Raw genomic sequence first — 16,314 nt, forward strand, 5'->3', positions numbered from 1 at the left:
GGACCAGCCCGGAAAAGTCGTACGAAAAAGCAGCGGACGATCAGCCGATCAACGGCACGTCCGGCAGGTTGCGCAGCACGGCGGCCACGTCGGGCTCGGTTTCCAGCACCTGCACCACGCAGGGCAGCGGCTCGGCCCAGATCTCGGGCAGATCCCGCTCGGCCGGCTCGCGGATCGCAAAGGCCAGGCGCTCCACGGGCGGCTCAAACTGCGCATCCACCCCGGGCTTGTTGCCGCGGGCGTCGATGCGGTACCAGCCGATGCCATCCAGCCACACGGCATTGAGCCCGTGCAGGCAGTAGGGCGCGCCGGTGTCACCCACCGACAGGCGCTGGTAGCACAGCCCGGTGGGCACGCCATTGGCCCGGAGCAGCGCGGCCAGCAGGTGGCTCTTGGCGTAGCAGTAGCCAGTGCGGTGGCGCAGCGCGTCGGACGCCTTGCAGGTGACCGGGTTCTGCATGAAATCGGCACTGTGGCGGATCTCGTCGCGGACGAACTCGAAGCAGCGGCGCACCACCTCGCGCGTCGACGTGGCGCCCTCGGCAAGCCGGCGCGCCTGGGCGGCGACGTCCGGGTGGTCGAAATCGATGTAGGTGCTGGCGGCGAGATAGGGCTGCATGATGCTGTCCGGGCAAGATGTCGGAGCGCGAGCTTACGTGGGCCACGCGCCGCTGTCGAACGCCACGCTGCCTCTTGACGCACCGCCGCATCCCTCCGATGCTTGGCGCTTCCGTTTCACGCATCCAACTCCATTCCGCCGCCATGTCTGCCTTGCCCGCCGTCTTTGCCGATCTCCAGCCCGCCGCCGTGTGGCGCCACTTTGCCACCCTGTGCGCCATCCCCCGCCCCTCCAAGGCCGAGGATGCCCTGCGCGACCACCTCCACGCCTGGGCCGTCGCCAGGGGGCTCGAAGCGCACGTGGACGGCGCCGGCAACCTGATCGTCCGCAAACCCGCCAGCCCCGGCCACGAGGCCGCCCCCGGCGTGGTGCTGCAGGCCCATCTCGACATGGTCTGCCAGAAAAACGCCGACACCGACCACGACTTCACCCGCGACCCGATCCGCCCGGTGCTGAAGGACGGCTGGCTGGTGGCTGAGGGCACCACGCTGGGCGCCGACAATGGCATCGGCGTGGCGCTGATCCTGGCGGTGCTGGATGACAGCCGCCTCGTCCACGGCCCCCTCGAAGCCCTGCTGACGGTGGATGAAGAAGCCGGCATGGGCGGCGCCCAGGGGCTGGAACCCGGCGTGCTGCAGGGCCGGCTGATGCTCAACATCGATACCGAGGACTGGGGCGAGTTCTACCTGGGCTGCGCCGGCGGGCTGGACGTGAACGTCGCCCGCCCCGGCACGCCCGACGCCCTGCCCGCCGGCCATGAAGCCTGGCAGATCGCCCTGACCGGCCTGCGCGGCGGGCACTCGGGCGTCAACATCCACGAAGAGCGCGGCAACGCCATCAAGCTGCTGGTGCGGGTGCTGCGGGATCTGGAAAGCCAGTTTCCGCTGCGCCTCGCCAGCCTTGAGGGCGGCACCGCCCGCAACGCCTTGCCCCGGGAGGCCCGCGCCACCGTCGCGCTGCCGGCCGGCCGCGGCGATGCGCTGGGCGAGGCCCTGGCCCGCTGGCAAACCACCCTGCGCCAGGAGCTCGCGGGCGTCGATGCCGGCGTCAGCCTCGCCCACGCCCCCGCCAGCGCCGACGCGGTGCTCACCCCGGCCGAGCAGTCGGTGTGGCTCGCCAGCCTGCACGCCGCGCCCCACGGGGTGCGCCGGCAGAGCCTGGCGGTGCCGGGCGTGGTGGAGACCTCCAACAACCTGGGCATGGCGAGCGTCGGGCCTGATGGCGGCAGCTGCAACTTCATGGTCCGCTCGCTGATCGACAGCGGCAGCGACGCGCTTGCCGACGAGATCGTCAGCCTGTTTGCGCTCTCGGGCACCGCCGCCAGCAAATCCGGCCACTATCCGGGCTGGGCGCCCAATCCGGCGTCGCCGCTGCTGGCCCGCTGCCAGCGGGTCTATGCGCGGGATTTCGGCGGCGAGTCAGTGGTGAAGGTGGTCCATGCCGGGCTGGAGTGCGGGATCATCGGCGCCAAGTATCCGGGCATGGACACGGTCTCCTTCGGCCCGACCATCCGCGGCGCCCACGCCCCGGGCGAGCGGGTCGAGATCGAGGCAGTAGGCAAGGTGTGGCAGCTGCTCACCGCCATCCTGGCCGACATCGCCCAGGTTTGAGCCCATCATGATCCGCCGCCTGGCCCTGCTCTGCGCCCTCCTCGTCGCCCCCGCCGCCCACGCGGCAAAAGGCGATGCTTATGTGACGAAAGGCGAATGTGCCGGCCTGCCCGCCGTGTCGCTGAAGGTAGCCAAGGGTTTCTGCGTGGGGCTGGCGGCCACGAAGCTGGGCTTTCCCCGAGGGGTACTGCCGCTGGCTGACGGCCGGGTGCTGGTGGCAGATCTGGGCCGCTGGGATGCGGGCGCCGGGCGGCTGCTGATGCTCACGCCCCGCCCGGGTGGCTTCGATGTTAAGCCGATCCTCACCAAGCTGGATTGCCCCCACGGGCTGCAGACGGGCCCCGACGGCGCGGTGTACATCGGCGAGGCAAGCCGCATCTCCCGGGTCCGCCTCGATCGTTCGCCGCCGGTGCTGGAGCCGGTGGTCATCAACCTGCCCGCCACCGGGCGCCACCCGCTCACGCAGTTCGTGTTCGGCCCGGATGGCGCGATCTACGTGAACATCGGCAGCACCTCCGACCACTGTGAGGACGGCCCTCCCGGCAAGCCCTGCCCCGAGGCCGAACGCCCCGACGCCGGCTCGGCCATCTGGCGCTACAAGCTTGAAAACGGTCGCTGGACGGTAAAACTATTCGCCCGCGGCCTGCGCAATTCGATGGCCCTCGCCTTCGGGCCGGACGGCACGCTGTGGCAGGGCGAAAACAGCCGCGACGTGCTGCCGGGCAATATCGTTTCCGACACCCGACCGGCGGACGAGCTCAACCGTGTGCGCGCTGGCCAACATTACGGCTGGCCCTACTGCACCGGGCTCGACACCTTCGACCCGGCCTTCGGCAGCGGCGACTGCAGCCGCTACGCAAAACCCGAGCGCCTGCTGCCGGCCCACTCGGCGCCGCTGGGGATGACGTTCTACGACGGCCCCGGCGCCCCCGCGGCATGGCGCGGCAGCCTGGTGGTCGCGCTCCACGGCTACCGCAAGCTGGGCCACCGGATCGTCGCCTGGCGCTTCGACAAATCCGGCCAGCCCGCCCGCAACTTCGAGGTGCTGGTGGATGGCTGGCAGGCCAACGCCAGCCATCCCATGGGCGCCCCCACCGACATCAAGGCCGACAGCCGCGGCCGGCTGTGGGTGACCGAAGACCGCAATGGCACCCTGCTGATGGTGAGCCCTAACTGAAACCCGGCGCTTACAGCATCATCACCACCGACTTGGATTCGGTGTACATGTCGAGCACCGCCCGGCCCATCTCGCGGCCGATGCCGGACTGCTTGTAGCCGCCGAAGGGCATCGCGTTGTCGAGGATGTTGTGGCAGTTGACCCACACGGTGCCGGCCTTGATCTTGGGGATCAGCCGGTGCACCCGCGAAAGGTCGTTCGACCAGATGCTGGCGGCGAGGCCGTAGGGCGTGTCGTTGGCGCGGCGGGCCACCTCGTCGAGATCCTCATAGGGCATGGCCACCACCACCGGGCCGAAGATCTCCTCGCGCACCACGCGCATGTCGTCGCGGGCATCCACCAGCACCGTGGGCTTCACGAAGTAGCCCGCGCCCGCACCCGCCGAACCGCCGGCCGCCGCCCGGGCGCCCTCGCCCAGCCCGCTCTCGATGTAGCCCATCACCCGCTGGCGCTGGATGTTGGAAACCAGCGGCCCGATCTGGGTGGAGGGGTCGATGCCGGGGCCGATCTTCATGGCGTCGGCAATGCCGGCGAGCTGCTCCACCACGGCGTCGAAGCGGCTGCGATGGACGAACAGGCGCGAGCCGGCGGTGCACACCTGGCCCTGATTGAAGAAGATCGCCTGCGCCGCGCCGGCCGCGGCCTGGGCCGGATCGGCGTCGTCGAGGACGATCACCGGGCTCTTGCCGCCCAGTTCCAGCGACACCCGGGTCATGTTGTCGAGAGCCGCCTTGCCCACCAGTTTGCCCACCTCCGTCGAGCCGGTGAAGGCCACCTTCTCGATGCCCTTGTGGCTGGCCAGCGCCGCACCGGCGGTGTGGCCGAGGCCGGTGACCACGTTGAGCACGCCCGCCGGGTAGCCAGCCTCCAGCACCAGCTCGGCGAGGCGCAGGGCCGACAGGGGTGTTTCCTCGGCGGGCTTGAGCACCATCGTGCAGCCGGCCGCCAGCGCCGGGCCAAGCTTCCAGGCGGCCATCAGCAGCGGGAAGTTCCACGGGATGATCGCGCCAACCACGCCCACCGGCTCGCGGCGGGTGAAGCCGAAGAACTCCCGATCACGCACCAGCGGCACCGACACGTCCATGGTCGAGCCTTCGATCTTGGTGGCCCAGCCGGCCATGTAGCGCAGGAAATCCACCGACAGGGCCACGTCCACGTGGCGCGCCATCGTCACCGGCTTGCCGTTGTCGATGGCTTCGAGCTCGGCCAGCTCCTGGGCGTGGGCCTCGACCAGATCGGCCAGGCGCACCAGCAGGCGTTCGCGATCCACCGGGCGCATCCGCGACCATTCGCCGGCCTCGAAGGCATGGCGGGCGGCGGCCACGGCCCGGTCGATGTCAGCCGCGTCGCCGGCGGGCACGCGGCAGAAGGCCTCGCCGCTCGCCGGGTCGATCACCGGCAGGGTCTCGCCGCTGGCGGCCTCCTGCCATTCGGCGCCGATCAGCATGCGGCGGGGTCGGGCGAGGAAGGCGGCGGTGCCGGCTGCGAGCTCGATTCCGTGGAAGTTATTCATGGGCTTGTCTCCTTCGTTGGTTTTTGTGGGCGAAACGGGGCCTGCCGGGCCGGCGCCCGACATGGGAAGCGGCAATCGCGGCGGATTGCCGGGGGTTGGGATGGGGTTTCCTTGGGGTGGTCGATCAGGCGTCGCCGGGCTCGCCGCGCAGCACGCCGGAGCGGGCGCTGGCGGCGGCGCGGGCCAGGGCCACGGCGTCCTCGTCCAGCTCGAGCTGGCGGGCGAGGCGGCTCATCAGCCGGCCTTCGAGCTTTTCCAGGCCGTCGGCGTAAGCCACCTCCCACAGCATGGTGAGGATCTCCTGGCGCTCTTCGGGGCCGAAGCCGACGCGCACCGCCTCGGCAAACTCCCAGTCGTCGAGCGCCTCGGCGTAGCGCACCTCGGCCACCGCGATGAGTTCGTCGACGCGCTCCCGGGGCAGGTGGAAGTGCTCCATCAGCAGGCGCTTGACGGCCTGATGTTCGGCCTCGGAGGCCACGCGATCCACGTACATGGTTTCCAGCAGCAGGGCCGCCACGGCGATCAAGCGGCGCTCGAAGGGGCCGCGCTCGACGGCCTCCGCCAGCAGTTCGCCGCGCAAAAGGCCGATCAGTCTTTCCAGCATGGTTGGGTCTCCGAAGTCATTGGCCTGCGGTTTCGCGCAGGAGCCCGTTCTGGCCGAGCAGCACCACGGCCTTGCCGGCGGTGGCGACGGCGGCGAGGTTCTGGCGGTCGTCGCGGATGTGGGTGACGAGCTTGCCGTCGCGGGACGTGACCACCGCCCCACCGGTGCCCACCAGCAGCAGGCTGCCGTCGTCCCGCTCGACACCGCCGGTGAGGGCCTGGGTGGTGCCGGTGTCCAGCACCTGCCAGTGGCTGCCGCCGTCGGCGCTTTCCAGTACCCGGCCGCTCATGCCCAGCAGCAGCAGGTGGCCGTCACGTCGGGCGAGCCCGCCCCACAGGGATCCGGTGACGCCGGTGTTGAGGCGCTCCCAGTGCCCGCCCCCGTCGCGGGAGCGGAAGGCCGAACCGCTCTCGCCGGCGGCGATCAGCGCGCCATCCGGCGCGGCGAAGAGGTGGTTCAGGTGCGGATCGGCGTCGCGCCCCTCGCCCACCTTCATCGGCTGCCAGCTGCGGCCGCCGTCGGCGGTGGCTAGCGCCGTGCCGTAGGCGCCCACAACGTAGCCGTGGGTGGCGTCGGTGAAATGCACGCCCAGCAGCACCGGCTTGCCGTCCACCACCTGCTGGAGCGTCCAGTTGTCGCCGCCGTCGGTGGTGGCGAGGATCACCCCGCCGTGGCCCACCGCCCAGCCGTTCTTCGGGTCGGCAAAGCTCACCGCGGTGAGCAGGCCGCTCACCGGCACGCTGGCGGCCTGCTGCCAGGTCTCGCCGGCGTCGCTGGATCGCACCACGGTGCCAAAGTCGCCCACCGCCACCAGCGAGGCGCCGGCGCGGGCGACGGCCACCAGCCCGGCCCGGCTGGCGAGGCGGGCCTTCATGGCCGGGGTTTCGCCGGCCGGGCGGCTCTCGGCGGCGGTCACCAGCACCGCGCCGGCGGCAAGGCTGGCGGCCAGCAGCAGGGTCATCGTTGTCTTGAGTTTCATGGGCGTCTCCGTCAGTGCATCATCAGCGGCGCCCGGACCGGCCCGCGACGGGGGATCAGGACGTCGATCATCACGGCCAGGGCGGGCAGCAGGGTGATGGCCATGATCATGTTCACCATGAACATGAAGGTCAGCAGCATCCCCATGTCGGCCTGGAACTTGAGCGCCGAGAACGACCAGGTGGCCACGCCCACCGACAGGGTGACGGCGGTGAACACCGTCGCCACGCCCACCTCGCGCAGGGCCTGCTTGAAGGCAGTGACGATGTCCTCGCCGTGGGAGAGGTGCATCTGCAGGCGGTTGTAGATGTAGAAGGCGTAATCCACGCCGATGCCCACCGCCAGCACCATCACCGGCAGGGTTGCCACGGTGAGGCCGATGGAAAGCTCCTTCATGAACCAGTAGCCCAGGAAGGTGGCCAGAGTGAGCGGCACGCAGCAGGCGATCATCGCCCGCCAGTCGCGATACACCAGGAACACCAGCACCAGGATGGTGGCGTACACATAGAGCATCATCGGCAGCTCGGAGTGTTCGACCACCTCGTTGGTGGCGGCCTGCACGCCGGCGTTGCCGCTGGCGAGGCGCACCGTGACCCCGGCAAAGGGGTTGGCGTCGCGGTACTGCTTCACCGCGGCCACCACTTCCTTGATGGTGCTGGCCTTGTGGTCGGCAAGGTAGAGATTCACCGGCAGCAGCGTGCAGTCGGCGTTGTAGAGGCGCAGGCCTTCCGGCACCTGGCGCACGGCTTCGCCGAGGGTGAGTTCCTCTTGCGGCAGCGAGGCCCACTTGGGGTTGCCCTCATTCACCCCGGACGCCGCCAGCTTGGTGAGCGTGGGCAGCGACTGGGCCGACAGCACGCCGGGCACGTTGGTGAGATACCAGGTCAGCCGATCCACATAGGCCATCACCTCGTGCTGGTAGCAGCCGTCCTTGGGCGTCTCGACCACCACCGTCAGCATGTCGAGGCCGAGCCCGAAGCGGCTCACCACGGCTTCCACATCCTGGTTGTAGCGGGAGTCGTTGTGGAGTTCCGGCGCGCCGGGCAGCACGTGCCCCACGTGGCGGCCCTGGCTCTGCCACACCGCCACCACCAGCAAGCCGAGGCACACCACGGTACCGATGAAGGCGTTGCGCGGGCTGGCGATATGTACGCCGAGGGCCGCCATCAGCCGGTTGCGCATGCCCTCCACCTTGCTCGCCCGGGCCACGAAGCGGCCGTCGAAGCTGAAAAAGCTGGCCAGCACCGGCAGCATGATGAGGTTGGTGACGATCTTGTAGGCCACGCCCACCGACGCCGTGATGGCCAGCTCGCGGATCATCGGGATGGGCACCAGCACCAGGGTGGCAAAGCCCACGAAGGCGGTGATGAGCGCCAGCGTGCCCGGCACCAGCAGGCCGGTGAAGCTGCGGGTGGCGGCGGTGAAACCGTCGGCCCCGTTGATGACCTCCTTGGCGATGTAATTGACCTGCTGGATGCCGTGGGAGACGCCGATGGCGAACACCAGGAAGGGCACCAGCACCGCCAGCGGATCGAGCCCGAAGCCGAGCAGCGTGATGGTGCCGAACTGCCACACCACCGACACCAGCGAGCTCGCCAGCGGCAGGAAGGTGAGCACCCACGAGCGGGTGTACCAGTACACCGCGCCGGCAGTCAGCAAAAAGGCCAGGGCGAAGAACTCGACCACGCTGGTGGCACCTTCCGAGATGTCGCCCATCTGCTTGGCGAAGCCGATGATGCGGATGTTGGTGTCGGCGTCGGCAAACTTGTCTCGCACCTCGGCCTCGAGCTTGCGGCTGAAATCGAAGTAGTCGAGGCGCTTGCCGGTGGCCGGGTCGGGGTCGGCCAGTTCGGCGACGACCATCGCGCCGGAGCCGTCGTTGGCCACCAGGCTGCCCATGAAGCCGCCGATGATGGTGCGCTCGCGGATGCCGGCGATGTTGTCCGAGGTGAGGGATTTCACCGTCACGTCGCCGCCGATCACGTCCTCGGCCTTCATGCCCTCCTCGGTGATCTGCACCGCGCGGGTGTTGGGCGTCCACAGGGAGGTGACGGTGCGCCGATCCACGCCGGGCATGAAGAACAGCGCCTGGGTGACGTCGTAGAGTTTGGTGAGGGCCTTCTCGTTCCAGATGTCGCCCTTCTTCGATTCGACCACCACGATGATGCGGTTGGCGCCGAAGAGGACATCCCGGTACTGGTTGAAGGTCTGGATGTATTCGTGGTCCTGCGGCAGCTGCTTGTCGAAGCCGGCCGACATCCTGAGCTGTGCGGCAAACACCCCCATCAGGGCGGTGAAGGCCAGCAGCACGCTCAGGGTCAGCAGCCGGTGTCCGAAGAAGAAGCGCTGCAGGCCGATGACCAGTTTCTCGATCATGCTGGGGTTTCCTGTCTGGGCCGGAGCGCGGTGCGTGGCCGCGCCCCTGGCCTTGCGGGTCAGAACGAGTAGGAGACGCTGGCGGCCAGGAAATCCCGGTCGCGCATCAGGTTGTTGGCACCGCCGCCCGAGAAATTCACGTACTGCAGGGCGCCTTTCCAGCGGTCCCGATAGTTGGCGAACAGCGACAGGGTGGCGGCCTTGCGCCCTTCCACGAAGGGGATGGCGTTGGGGCTGGTGCCCTTCACGTCATGGGCGAAGTCGAGCTGGGGCGTGAGGGTGATGCCGCTGCCCATCACGTTGGGGTAGTTGAAGCCGATCTCGGCCACGTAGCCCCAGGAGGTGCGATCCGGCAGCGCGTAGTTGGGCAGGAAGTACGGCGTGTAGCCCGAGCGGTCGAGATCCGGGTAGTGGGCGACGGCGGCTTCGGAGAGGATGAAGCCGTCGGTGGCGCCCAGCGCGGTGGCCAGCCCGCCCAGCGGATCGTTGCGGGAGAAGGTGTAGAAGGCGGTGACGTGGTACTGCCACTTCTTCTCTTCCACGTAGCCCGGGTGGCGGCCCACGTCATACACGCTGTTCTTGTTGAAGGCGCCGCCGAACACCTGACCGAAGGGCACCGTCGGGTCGACGCCGACGCTGTCCCGCGGACGGAACGACAACTCCATGCCCACCGCCACATCGCCCACCTTGGTGTTGCCAGAGATGGCGAACAGGTCCTTTTCCTGGCCGTAGGCGAGGAAGTAGCCGGTCACCGCGCCGGCATTGGTGCCGGTGAAGCCCAGGAAGGGCAGCTTGTCGTGGTAGCGCTGGTAGGTGAAGGCGAACTCGGTGTCGATCTCCTCGGCGTTGTAGCGCAGATTCACCCCGAACTGCCCGCCCCAGCCGGGCTTCTGCTGGCCCAGGTAAGGCAGCGCGGTGCCGTTGTTGATCATCTGCCGGTCGGTCAAGCCGGAGCGGTCGCCGCAGGGCGTGGGCAGGCTGAAGTCGTTGCAGATCGAGGTGGGCATGTAGGCCACCCGGTTGCCCTTGCCGATCACGTCGGCGGTGGAGAAGAAGGTGCCGGCCGGGTCGAACTTGAAGCTGTTCCAGGCAAACTGGTAGTAGGCCTCCAGCCCGAGCTTGTCAGTGATGCCGCCGGACCACGACACCATCGGCGCCGGCACGAAGATCTCCTTGAGCTGGGTGCCGGGCACGTGGAACTTCTGCAGGTCGAGGGCGTTGATCTGGTTCACCCCGCCGAGGATGAAGATGTCCTCGCCCCACGAGATCACCTGATTGCCCAGCTTGATCTTGCCCCGCTGGTCGCCGTAGCGCACTTCCTTGGCGATCCACGCGTCGAGCAGCGTGGCCTTGGCGGTGACCGACGATTCGGTGAGCTCGGTACGGCGGGTCTGGTCGGAGCGGAAGTCGTGGAACCAATACACCCGGCCGAGGGCGCTCCAGCCTTCCGGCGCCTTGAGCGACAGGTCGTGGGTGCCCTTGAGCACCGCCGACACGATGTCGCCCTTCTTGTAGTTGAGGTTGCCGTCATCGAAGTTGGTGAAGTTGAAGTCGGCGTTGGCGTAGCCGTTGGCCCCCTGGCGGGCCTGGAGCTCGTTATTGGTGCCGTTGTTGCAGCCGCCGCTGTCGTTGCCGATGGTGCGGCAGTCGGTGCCCGACATGCGCCGGGTCATGCCGAAGGACACCACCGAATCAAAGCTGCCCGACAGCCCGTCCTCGCTGCCGAAACGCACCGCCTGGGAGGGGGCGGACCAGCCGGCCACGGCCGCTGCCACCGCGAGAGTCGCCGGCGCCAGGCGAAGCCCGGCCCGGCGATGCGAGATCGCCTGAATGTGCATGATGGGAATCTCCTGAGTGAGGGGCGCAGATCAGCGTTCGCCGCGGCGACGCAGTTCGTCCTGGCTGAAGGTGGCGGCGTTGACCCGGCCTTCCTTGCCGGCGGTGAGGTCGAGCACCTCGCCTTCGGCGGTCCAGTTGTCGGTCACGTAGCGACGGGCCACGAGGTCGTACATCTGGTATTCGTAGGACATGCAGGCGCCCACTTCAGGCGCGGCCCACAGGCTGCCTTCCTGCACGCGCCACAGGTTGCCCTTGGCGTCGTACATATCCACGTGGAGCAGCGCCCACGAATCCTCATCCACGAAGAACACCCGCTTGGCAAAGCTGTGCCGCTTGTCGCCCTTCACCGTGGCCTCGACCACCCACACGCGGTGGGTCTCGTAGCGCATGAAGTCGCGCTTGACGTACTCGGGCCCGAGCATGTCCTTGAACTTGTTCTTCTTGTCGATGAGCTTGTAGGAGTTGTACGGGACGATCATCTCCTTCTTGCCCACCAGCTTGAAGTCGTAGCGGTCGGGCGCGCCGGTGAACATGTTGATCTGGTCGACGAAGTACAGGTTGTCGAAGCCGGCGATCGGGTTGTCGTAGGCGAAGGTGGGCGAACGGCGCACGCGGCGCTGGCCGGGGAAGTAGATCCAGGCGTCCTGGGGCTTGTCGAGGTAGGCGTGGATCAGGTAGCCCTCACCCGCACGGGACGGTGGCGAGAGCACGTCGTAGAGCAGCTTCGAGTCGATGCCTTCCACGTCCTTGAGGGTGGTGGTCTTGGGATCGTTGAACGGGTAAAGCTCAAAGGACCACTGGCGGGTCTCGACGATGGAGCCGTCCTTGTCGGGCATCAGCGCGGCGATCTGGGCGCGGCGGCCGAGGCCGGTGTAGCGGGTCTTGTAGTTCCACAGCACCTCGACGCCGCTCTTGGGGATCGGGAAGGGCACGCCGGCGCCGTAGGCCTGCTCGAGCCGCCAGCCGTCGTCGCCGATCCTGGCGTAGGTGGCGTTCTTCTTCGTGCGCTCGGCCACGATGTCCGGCGCCGGGCAGCTGCGGTGGCTGGGGTATACGTCCAGCTTGTAGCCCTTGTAGGCCTTGATGAGGGCGGCCTGGCCCGGGGGCACCTTGTCGGCGTACTTGTCGAGGTTGGACGCGTCCACCGAGTACAGCGGCTTGTCGTCCTTGTAGGGGTCGAGGCGGCCGGGCTTCCAGCCGGCGGGCGCCTTGGTCATGCCGCCGTCCCAGGCGGGCACGGCGCCGTCCTTGCTGGCGGCCTTCTCGGCGCCGACGGGGGTGAGATCCTTGCCCAGGCGGGCGGCGTCCTGCTCGGAGACCGCCGCCGTGGCAGTGGCGGAAAGCGTGGCGGAAAAGGCCAGCGCGAGGGCGGCGCCCACGATGCGCGGCCTGAAGGGGGTGGGGGCGTGTGTGTGCATGATGATGACTCCCTGTCGAAGGTTTGAATCGATGGCTAGCGGATCGTGATGCCCTGCCCGGCGAGCCGGGTGACGATGGCCGCCCGCTCTCCGGCCACGTTGTCCAGCGGGGCGCTGCGCAAGGCGGTGACCTCCACCTCGGTGTAGGGGACGAAATCCGCCGGCAGGGTGGGCGCCGAGAAGCTGCGCACCATCCAGTTGAGGAGCCGGGTGACCTCCCGGTTGGAGAGGGCGGAATTCGAGGTGCCTGGCACCTTCACGAGAAAGGCCCGGCCCTCGGGCAGCTTGAGGAAGTGGCCGAGCTGGCCGCGCATATCGGGCACGCCGGAATCCGGCGCGCCGTGGCCGTCGGCCTGGTGGCAGCCGGCGCAGTGCAGGATGTACTGCATCCGTGCCGTGTGGTCGGCGTCGGCCACGGCCGGCCCGGCGGCCAGCCCACCGCCCGTGAGGGCGACAGCCAAGGCGAGCCGGGCGGCCTTCATGACCCGCTCCCTTTGCCAACCGTGCCGCCCGCACCCGCAGCCCCGTCGCGCAGCTTGCGCACCTGATGGGGCGCGAGCTGCTCGGCCCGGGCCTCGGCCAGGTCGGCCGCGGTGTAGGGCTGGTGGGTGTCGGGCAGCGTGCCGGCGTTGAAGCTGCCGACCACGTGGTTGAGCACCGCCGCCAGATCGGCGTCCGGCAGCTGGGCGAAGGACGGCATGGAGCCGGTGTAGCGCGTGCCCTGCACGGTGATCGGGCCGACCATGCCGTGGGTGACCACCCGGGGCAGGTAGCCGCGGCCGGCCACCTGCAAGCGTTCGCCCAGGGTGCCGGCCAGCGGCGGGGCGATCCCCGGCAGGCCGGTGCCGCCCGGCTGGTGGCACATCACGCAGTGGGTGGCGAAGACCGCGGCGCCGTCGGTGGCCGCCGCGGGCAAGGCCGCTGCACAAAGAAGGCTGGCGAGCAGGGTACGCATGGCGGGCCTCACCCTCAGCCTTCGGCCACGCCGACCACCGCCGCGAGCGTGCAGTGGAACATCGTCGAGTCGTTGGACATGCACCAGTTGATGTCGTTATGCACGCCCATCCGGTAGGCCGGCCGTTCCCGCTCGTTGGTGTTGCACAGGCAGCGTCCGCAGGCGGTCTTGCCGCAGCAGTCGTTGTAGCTGATGAGGTAGTCCTTGCCGTCGTCCGGGTTGCGGCAGGTGCCGATCCAGGCGACCTTGGAGGCCTCGGTGCCCGGCGGGCAGGTGGCGGCGGTGCCGCCGCAGCACGAGCACAGGTAGCCGTCCTGGGCGCAGTAGCGCCAGTATTCGCAGTCCTGGTCGCCGGGCTTGGCGTTGGCGGCCTTGCGGGCGGCGCCGGCGGCGGCCTGGGCGGTGCGGTCGAAGGGCAGCACCGGCAGCACGAAGGCGGTGCCGACCATCAGCTTGCCGATGCGGATCAGCGCGCCGCGGCGGGAGCTCTGCTGGGCTACCTTGCGGGTCTTCCGCTCGAACAGGTCATCGAGCCATTTCATGGTTGTCTCTCCTTGGGGTTGGGAGCGGTCAGGCGTGCTGGTGGTCGATGAAGTCCTGCACCGAGGCGACGCCCATCTCCTTGGCGGTGAAGAGGCTCTCGAGCTGCTCGCGGGAGTTCACCAGGCCCTTGGCCACCACCCGGCCGTGCTCGTTGAGGAGCACCGCGTAGGGCAGCTTGGCCACCCGGTAGGCGATGCCGGGCTCGCTGGACAGCACGTAGGGGAATTCCTTCAGGTCGGCTTTCTCGTAGAAGGCCAGGTGCTCGGGCTGCTCGCCGTCGGAGGTGAGCACCACGCGCAGCCAGTCCTGTTCGGTGCGATTGACCGAGCGGAGGATGGGCAGCAGCTTCTTGCACACCGGGCAGGTGGGCGACAGGAAGAACAGCAGCGTGCTCTTGTCGGCCGGGCGGCCGATGGTGACGCGGGTGTTGCCCACCAGCGCCGGCAGGTCGAACACCGGTGAGGCCTCGCCGACCTTGGGGCCGGTGTCCATCATCAGCGCGCCCATCGGGGCCACGCGCTCGTACAGCACGCCAATCTGGCGGGCCAGGGCAAACAGTCCGACGAGGGCGGCCAGGACGGCGATCCACAGCAGGACGTTCGAAATCATCAGGGCTTCGGTCATGATCAGTTCCTCTCAAGAAAACGCAGGGCCGCCCCAAGTTTTCTTGCCCCCCTCGGGGGGCGGGCCGGGCTGGGCCCGGCCTTGGGGGCGCTAAGTTGAATCAGGCGGGGGTGGTTGGCCATCAGCTGGTTGGCAGTGGCGTAGAGGCCGAACAGGGCGAGGGTGCCGCCGGCGACGGTGAGGTAGTCGATCCACATCAGGTCGCGGCTGCCGCCGTCCTGTCCGCCGAGCACGGCGAGGATCATCAGCAGGGTGTTGCGGGCGGGGAGCGCCCAGCTGAGGGTGGTGTGCCCCCCTGCTCCGCCGCAGCCGCAGTCGATGTCGGTGTGGCCGCGCAGCAAGTTGGCGACGACGCCGGCGGTGGCAAGGCCGAGCACCGCCACCGACAGCACCAGCCCGACGCTGCGGGTGGCGTCCAGCAGCAGGGCGACGCCGGCCACCGCCTCCAGCACCGGGAAGGCCCGGGCGAAGAGCGGCACCAGGGCCTCGGGCAGCAGCCGGTACAGGTCGACCGATGCCTCGAAGACCGCCAGGTCACGCAGCTTCTGCCACGCCCCGGTGAGCAGCACCACCGCGATCGCCGCCCCGCAGGCGCGGGCCAGCACGGGGTCAAGAGCCAGGGCGTCCATCAGTGCAGCTCCATCTGGGTGGGCGTCTCGCCGATGCCTTCCATGCGCTTGGCGAGGGCGAGCTTGCCCTTGGCATCGAACACCGCGATGGCGGCCTTCACGCCGTCGTAGGCAAACAGGCGGGCACCGTCGCCCTGGCTCACGGCCAGCGCGATGGCGTTGTTGCCGGGGGTGCGGGCGACGCGCTTCTTGCTGGCCAGATCGACGGTCCAGATCTCCTTGGCCGGCGTCTTGTGACTGCCCTCGAAGCCCTTGTCGTGCATCCCCACGAACAGCCGGCCGCTGGCGTTGTGCTGGGCGATCAGCTGGTAGCCGCCGGGGCGCCAGCCCTGCTTGCGGTCGGCGGCGGAGAGGATCGACCAGGGGGCGTCGAAGCTCGCCACCTCGCCGCCCACGTGGGCGGTGTAGACATCGCCCAGGAAGGACACGAAGCGGTAGGTGTCGCCGTCCTGCTCGCCGTGGATGAAGATCGGGTCCTTGTCGGCGTCGAAGAACTTCGCGCTGCGCTTCTGGCTGGCGACCTGGCCGGCGGCGTCGAGGCTGACGGTGAGCAGCGTGCCGTCGCCGCAGACGGTGGAGAAGCGCCCGCCGGTGGTGGCCGCCGGCAGGATGCTCCAGCAGCCGGGCGTCGCCACCTCGGCCACCATCTGGCGCTCCTTCAGGTCGATCACCCCCACCGAGGTGGCCGGGGTGGCGAACTGCACGAACAGCCAGCGCCCGTCGCTAGAGGGCCGGATCGTGCCCTTGTAGTTGAGCGACTGGGCATGGCGCGGCGGGATGGCGATCTCGCCGGTCTTGGCGAGGGTCTGGGCGTCATGCACGTCCACCACGTCGGTACGGGTGCCGTGGTTAAGGCGCGTGTAGTAGGTGGTCGCAACGAAGATTTCCTTGCGATCAGCCGACAGGATGGCCTGGCCGGCGTAGCCCGTGGCGATCACCCCTTCGTAGCGCAACGAGGTGCCATCCACCACGTGCAGGCGTCCATCCACGATGTGGCCAATGGAAACGTCCGACAGATAGATGCGATACGGATTGGCCGGCGGCAACTTGCCGGTGGTTATCGCTTCCGGAGCCAGTTCGGCGCTGGCGCCGGCACACAGGCCCAGCAACAGCAAGCTCCCCGCTAACGATTTTCGAAGCACGTTTTCCTCCTTCTTGCTGCGGTGCCCGAACCGTCGTCTCTCTCTGTCGGGGGCACCTGTCAGTCGTCCCGCCCGGGCAATCCCGGGGCGGGTTTCCCGCGTTCCGGACATGGCGTTCCGGGCTGCGGTTGGAGGCATAGTGGGGGCTACCCAAAAAGGGCGCTATCCAATATCGGCAATTCCAATCTGGTGCAAGTGTCTGTCCAAAAAGGGGATTTTTGTGTGCACTGCACCATCGTTGTGCGCCGCACAACAAGAGTTACAAGACCCTTGCGGATTTGGGGCAA

15 protein-coding genes are annotated in these 16,314 nt (G+C 68.8%); 2 read left to right on the forward strand and 13 right to left on the reverse strand.

What is annotated here, in order from left to right; all coding sequences use genetic code 11:
• Positions 1-40: 40 nt before the first annotated feature.
• Positions 41-619 carry a transglutaminase family protein gene (locus tag GH681_RS01895; RefSeq protein WP_153159759.1) on the reverse strand — a complete coding sequence of 193 codons (579 nt, stop codon included), beginning with the start codon at positions 617-619 and terminating at the stop codon, positions 41-43.
• Between the two features lie 143 nt (positions 620-762).
• Here GH681_RS01895 and GH681_RS01900 point away from each other — a divergent pair, with 143 nt between their 5' ends.
• Positions 763-2,229, forward strand: coding sequence for an aminoacyl-histidine dipeptidase (locus GH681_RS01900; protein WP_228111741.1), 1,467 nt, complete (start codon positions 763-765; stop codon positions 2,227-2,229).
• Positions 2,230-2,236: 7 nt separating this feature from the next.
• Positions 2,237-3,406 (forward strand): sorbosone dehydrogenase family protein, encoded by a 1,170-nt coding sequence (locus GH681_RS01905; RefSeq protein ID WP_153159761.1) that lies wholly within the window; start codon positions 2,237-2,239, stop codon positions 3,404-3,406.
• A 10-nt stretch (positions 3,407-3,416) separates the two neighbouring features.
• Here GH681_RS01905 and GH681_RS01910 read toward each other — a convergent pair whose 3' ends face one another.
• From GH681_RS01910 to GH681_RS01965, 12 genes are all read right to left on the reverse strand, one after another.
• Positions 3,417-4,919, reverse strand: a complete 1,503-nt coding sequence (locus GH681_RS01910) for an aldehyde dehydrogenase family protein (protein ID WP_153159762.1) — start codon at positions 4,917-4,919, stop codon at positions 3,417-3,419.
• 124 nt (positions 4,920-5,043) lie between these two features.
• Positions 5,044-5,523: a TerB family tellurite resistance protein gene (locus GH681_RS01915; RefSeq protein WP_153159763.1), complete on the reverse strand. Its 480-nt coding sequence runs from the start codon at positions 5,521-5,523 to the stop codon at positions 5,044-5,046.
• A 16-nt stretch (positions 5,524-5,539) separates the two neighbouring features.
• The gene (locus GH681_RS01920) at positions 5,540-6,502 is read right to left on the reverse strand and encodes a YCF48-related protein (RefSeq protein ID WP_153159764.1); all 963 of its coding nucleotides are present in this window, start codon (positions 6,500-6,502) and stop codon (positions 5,540-5,542) included.
• A gap of 11 nt (positions 6,503-6,513) precedes the next feature.
• On the reverse strand, positions 6,514-8,877 hold the full coding sequence (locus GH681_RS01925; protein WP_153159765.1) for an RND family transporter: 2,364 nt from the start codon (positions 8,875-8,877) through the stop codon (positions 6,514-6,516).
• A 59-nt stretch (positions 8,878-8,936) separates the two neighbouring features.
• Entirely contained in the window at positions 8,937-10,715 is a 1,779-nt protein-coding gene (locus GH681_RS01930) for a DUF1302 domain-containing protein (RefSeq protein ID WP_153159766.1), read from the reverse strand.
• Between the two features lie 30 nt (positions 10,716-10,745).
• Positions 10,746-12,134, reverse strand: coding sequence for a DUF1329 domain-containing protein (locus tag GH681_RS01935; protein WP_153159767.1), 1,389 nt, complete (start codon positions 12,132-12,134; stop codon positions 10,746-10,748).
• A gap of 35 nt (positions 12,135-12,169) precedes the next feature.
• Positions 12,170-12,616 carry a cytochrome c gene (locus tag GH681_RS01940; protein WP_153159768.1) on the reverse strand — a complete coding sequence of 149 codons (447 nt, stop codon included), beginning with the start codon at positions 12,614-12,616 and terminating at the stop codon, positions 12,170-12,172.
• The gene (locus GH681_RS01945) at positions 12,613-13,089 is read right to left on the reverse strand and encodes a cytochrome c (RefSeq protein ID WP_153159769.1); all 477 of its coding nucleotides are present in this window, start codon (positions 13,087-13,089) and stop codon (positions 12,613-12,615) included. The genes GH681_RS01940 and GH681_RS01945 overlap by 4 nt, the downstream gene beginning before the upstream one ends.
• Before the next feature lie 14 nt (positions 13,090-13,103).
• Positions 13,104-13,631, reverse strand: a complete 528-nt coding sequence (locus tag GH681_RS01950) for a methylamine dehydrogenase light chain (protein WP_153159770.1) — start codon at positions 13,629-13,631, stop codon at positions 13,104-13,106.
• 28 nt (positions 13,632-13,659) lie between these two features.
• Complete coding sequence (gene mauD, locus GH681_RS01955; protein ID WP_153159771.1) at positions 13,660-14,256, reverse strand: methylamine dehydrogenase accessory protein MauD; 597 nt, start codon at positions 14,254-14,256, stop codon at positions 13,660-13,662.
• Positions 14,257-14,258: 2 nt separating this feature from the next.
• Entirely contained in the window at positions 14,259-14,885 is a 627-nt protein-coding gene (locus tag GH681_RS01960; RefSeq protein ID WP_153159772.1) for a MauE/DoxX family redox-associated membrane protein, read from the reverse strand.
• Positions 14,885-15,994 (reverse strand): amine dehydrogenase large subunit, encoded by a 1,110-nt coding sequence (locus GH681_RS01965; protein WP_228111742.1) that lies wholly within the window; start codon positions 15,992-15,994, stop codon positions 14,885-14,887. Before GH681_RS01965 ends, GH681_RS01960 begins: the two co-directional genes overlap by 1 nt.
• Between the last annotated feature and the right edge of the window lie 320 nt (positions 15,995-16,314).

The organism is Zoogloea sp. 1C4 (genome assembly GCF_009469605.1).
GTDB classification, from domain to species: domain Bacteria; phylum Pseudomonadota; class Gammaproteobacteria; order Burkholderiales; family Rhodocyclaceae; genus Zoogloea; species Zoogloea oryzae.

Coding starts and splice junctions, on each gene's coding strand:
- GH681_RS01895 (WP_153159759.1), bottom strand. CDS start 619: ATGCAGCCCTATCTCGCCGCCAGCACCTACATCGATTTCGACCACCCG.
- GH681_RS01900 (WP_228111741.1), top strand. CDS start 763: ATGTCTGCCTTGCCCGCCGTCTTTGCCGATCTCCAGCCCGCCGCCGTG.
- GH681_RS01905 (WP_153159761.1), top strand. CDS start 2,237: ATGATCCGCCGCCTGGCCCTGCTCTGCGCCCTCCTCGTCGCCCCCGCC.
- GH681_RS01910 (WP_153159762.1), bottom strand. CDS start 4,919: ATGAATAACTTCCACGGAATCGAGCTCGCAGCCGGCACCGCCGCCTTC.
- GH681_RS01915 (WP_153159763.1), bottom strand. CDS start 5,523: ATGCTGGAAAGACTGATCGGCCTTTTGCGCGGCGAACTGCTGGCGGAG.
- GH681_RS01920 (WP_153159764.1), bottom strand. CDS start 6,502: ATGAAACTCAAGACAACGATGACCCTGCTGCTGGCCGCCAGCCTTGCC.
- GH681_RS01925 (WP_153159765.1), bottom strand. CDS start 8,877: ATGATCGAGAAACTGGTCATCGGCCTGCAGCGCTTCTTCTTCGGACAC.
- GH681_RS01930 (WP_153159766.1), bottom strand. CDS start 10,715: ATGCACATTCAGGCGATCTCGCATCGCCGGGCCGGGCTTCGCCTGGCG.
- GH681_RS01935 (WP_153159767.1), bottom strand. CDS start 12,134: ATGCACACACACGCCCCCACCCCCTTCAGGCCGCGCATCGTGGGCGCC.
- GH681_RS01940 (WP_153159768.1), bottom strand. CDS start 12,616: ATGAAGGCCGCCCGGCTCGCCTTGGCTGTCGCCCTCACGGGCGGTGGG.
- GH681_RS01945 (WP_153159769.1), bottom strand. CDS start 13,089: ATGCGTACCCTGCTCGCCAGCCTTCTTTGTGCAGCGGCCTTGCCCGCG.
- GH681_RS01950 (WP_153159770.1), bottom strand. CDS start 13,631: ATGAAATGGCTCGATGACCTGTTCGAGCGGAAGACCCGCAAGGTAGCC.
- mauD (WP_153159771.1), bottom strand. CDS start 14,256: ATGACCGAAGCCCTGATGATTTCGAACGTCCTGCTGTGGATCGCCGTC.
- GH681_RS01960 (WP_153159772.1), bottom strand. CDS start 14,885: ATGGACGCCCTGGCTCTTGACCCCGTGCTGGCCCGCGCCTGCGGGGCG.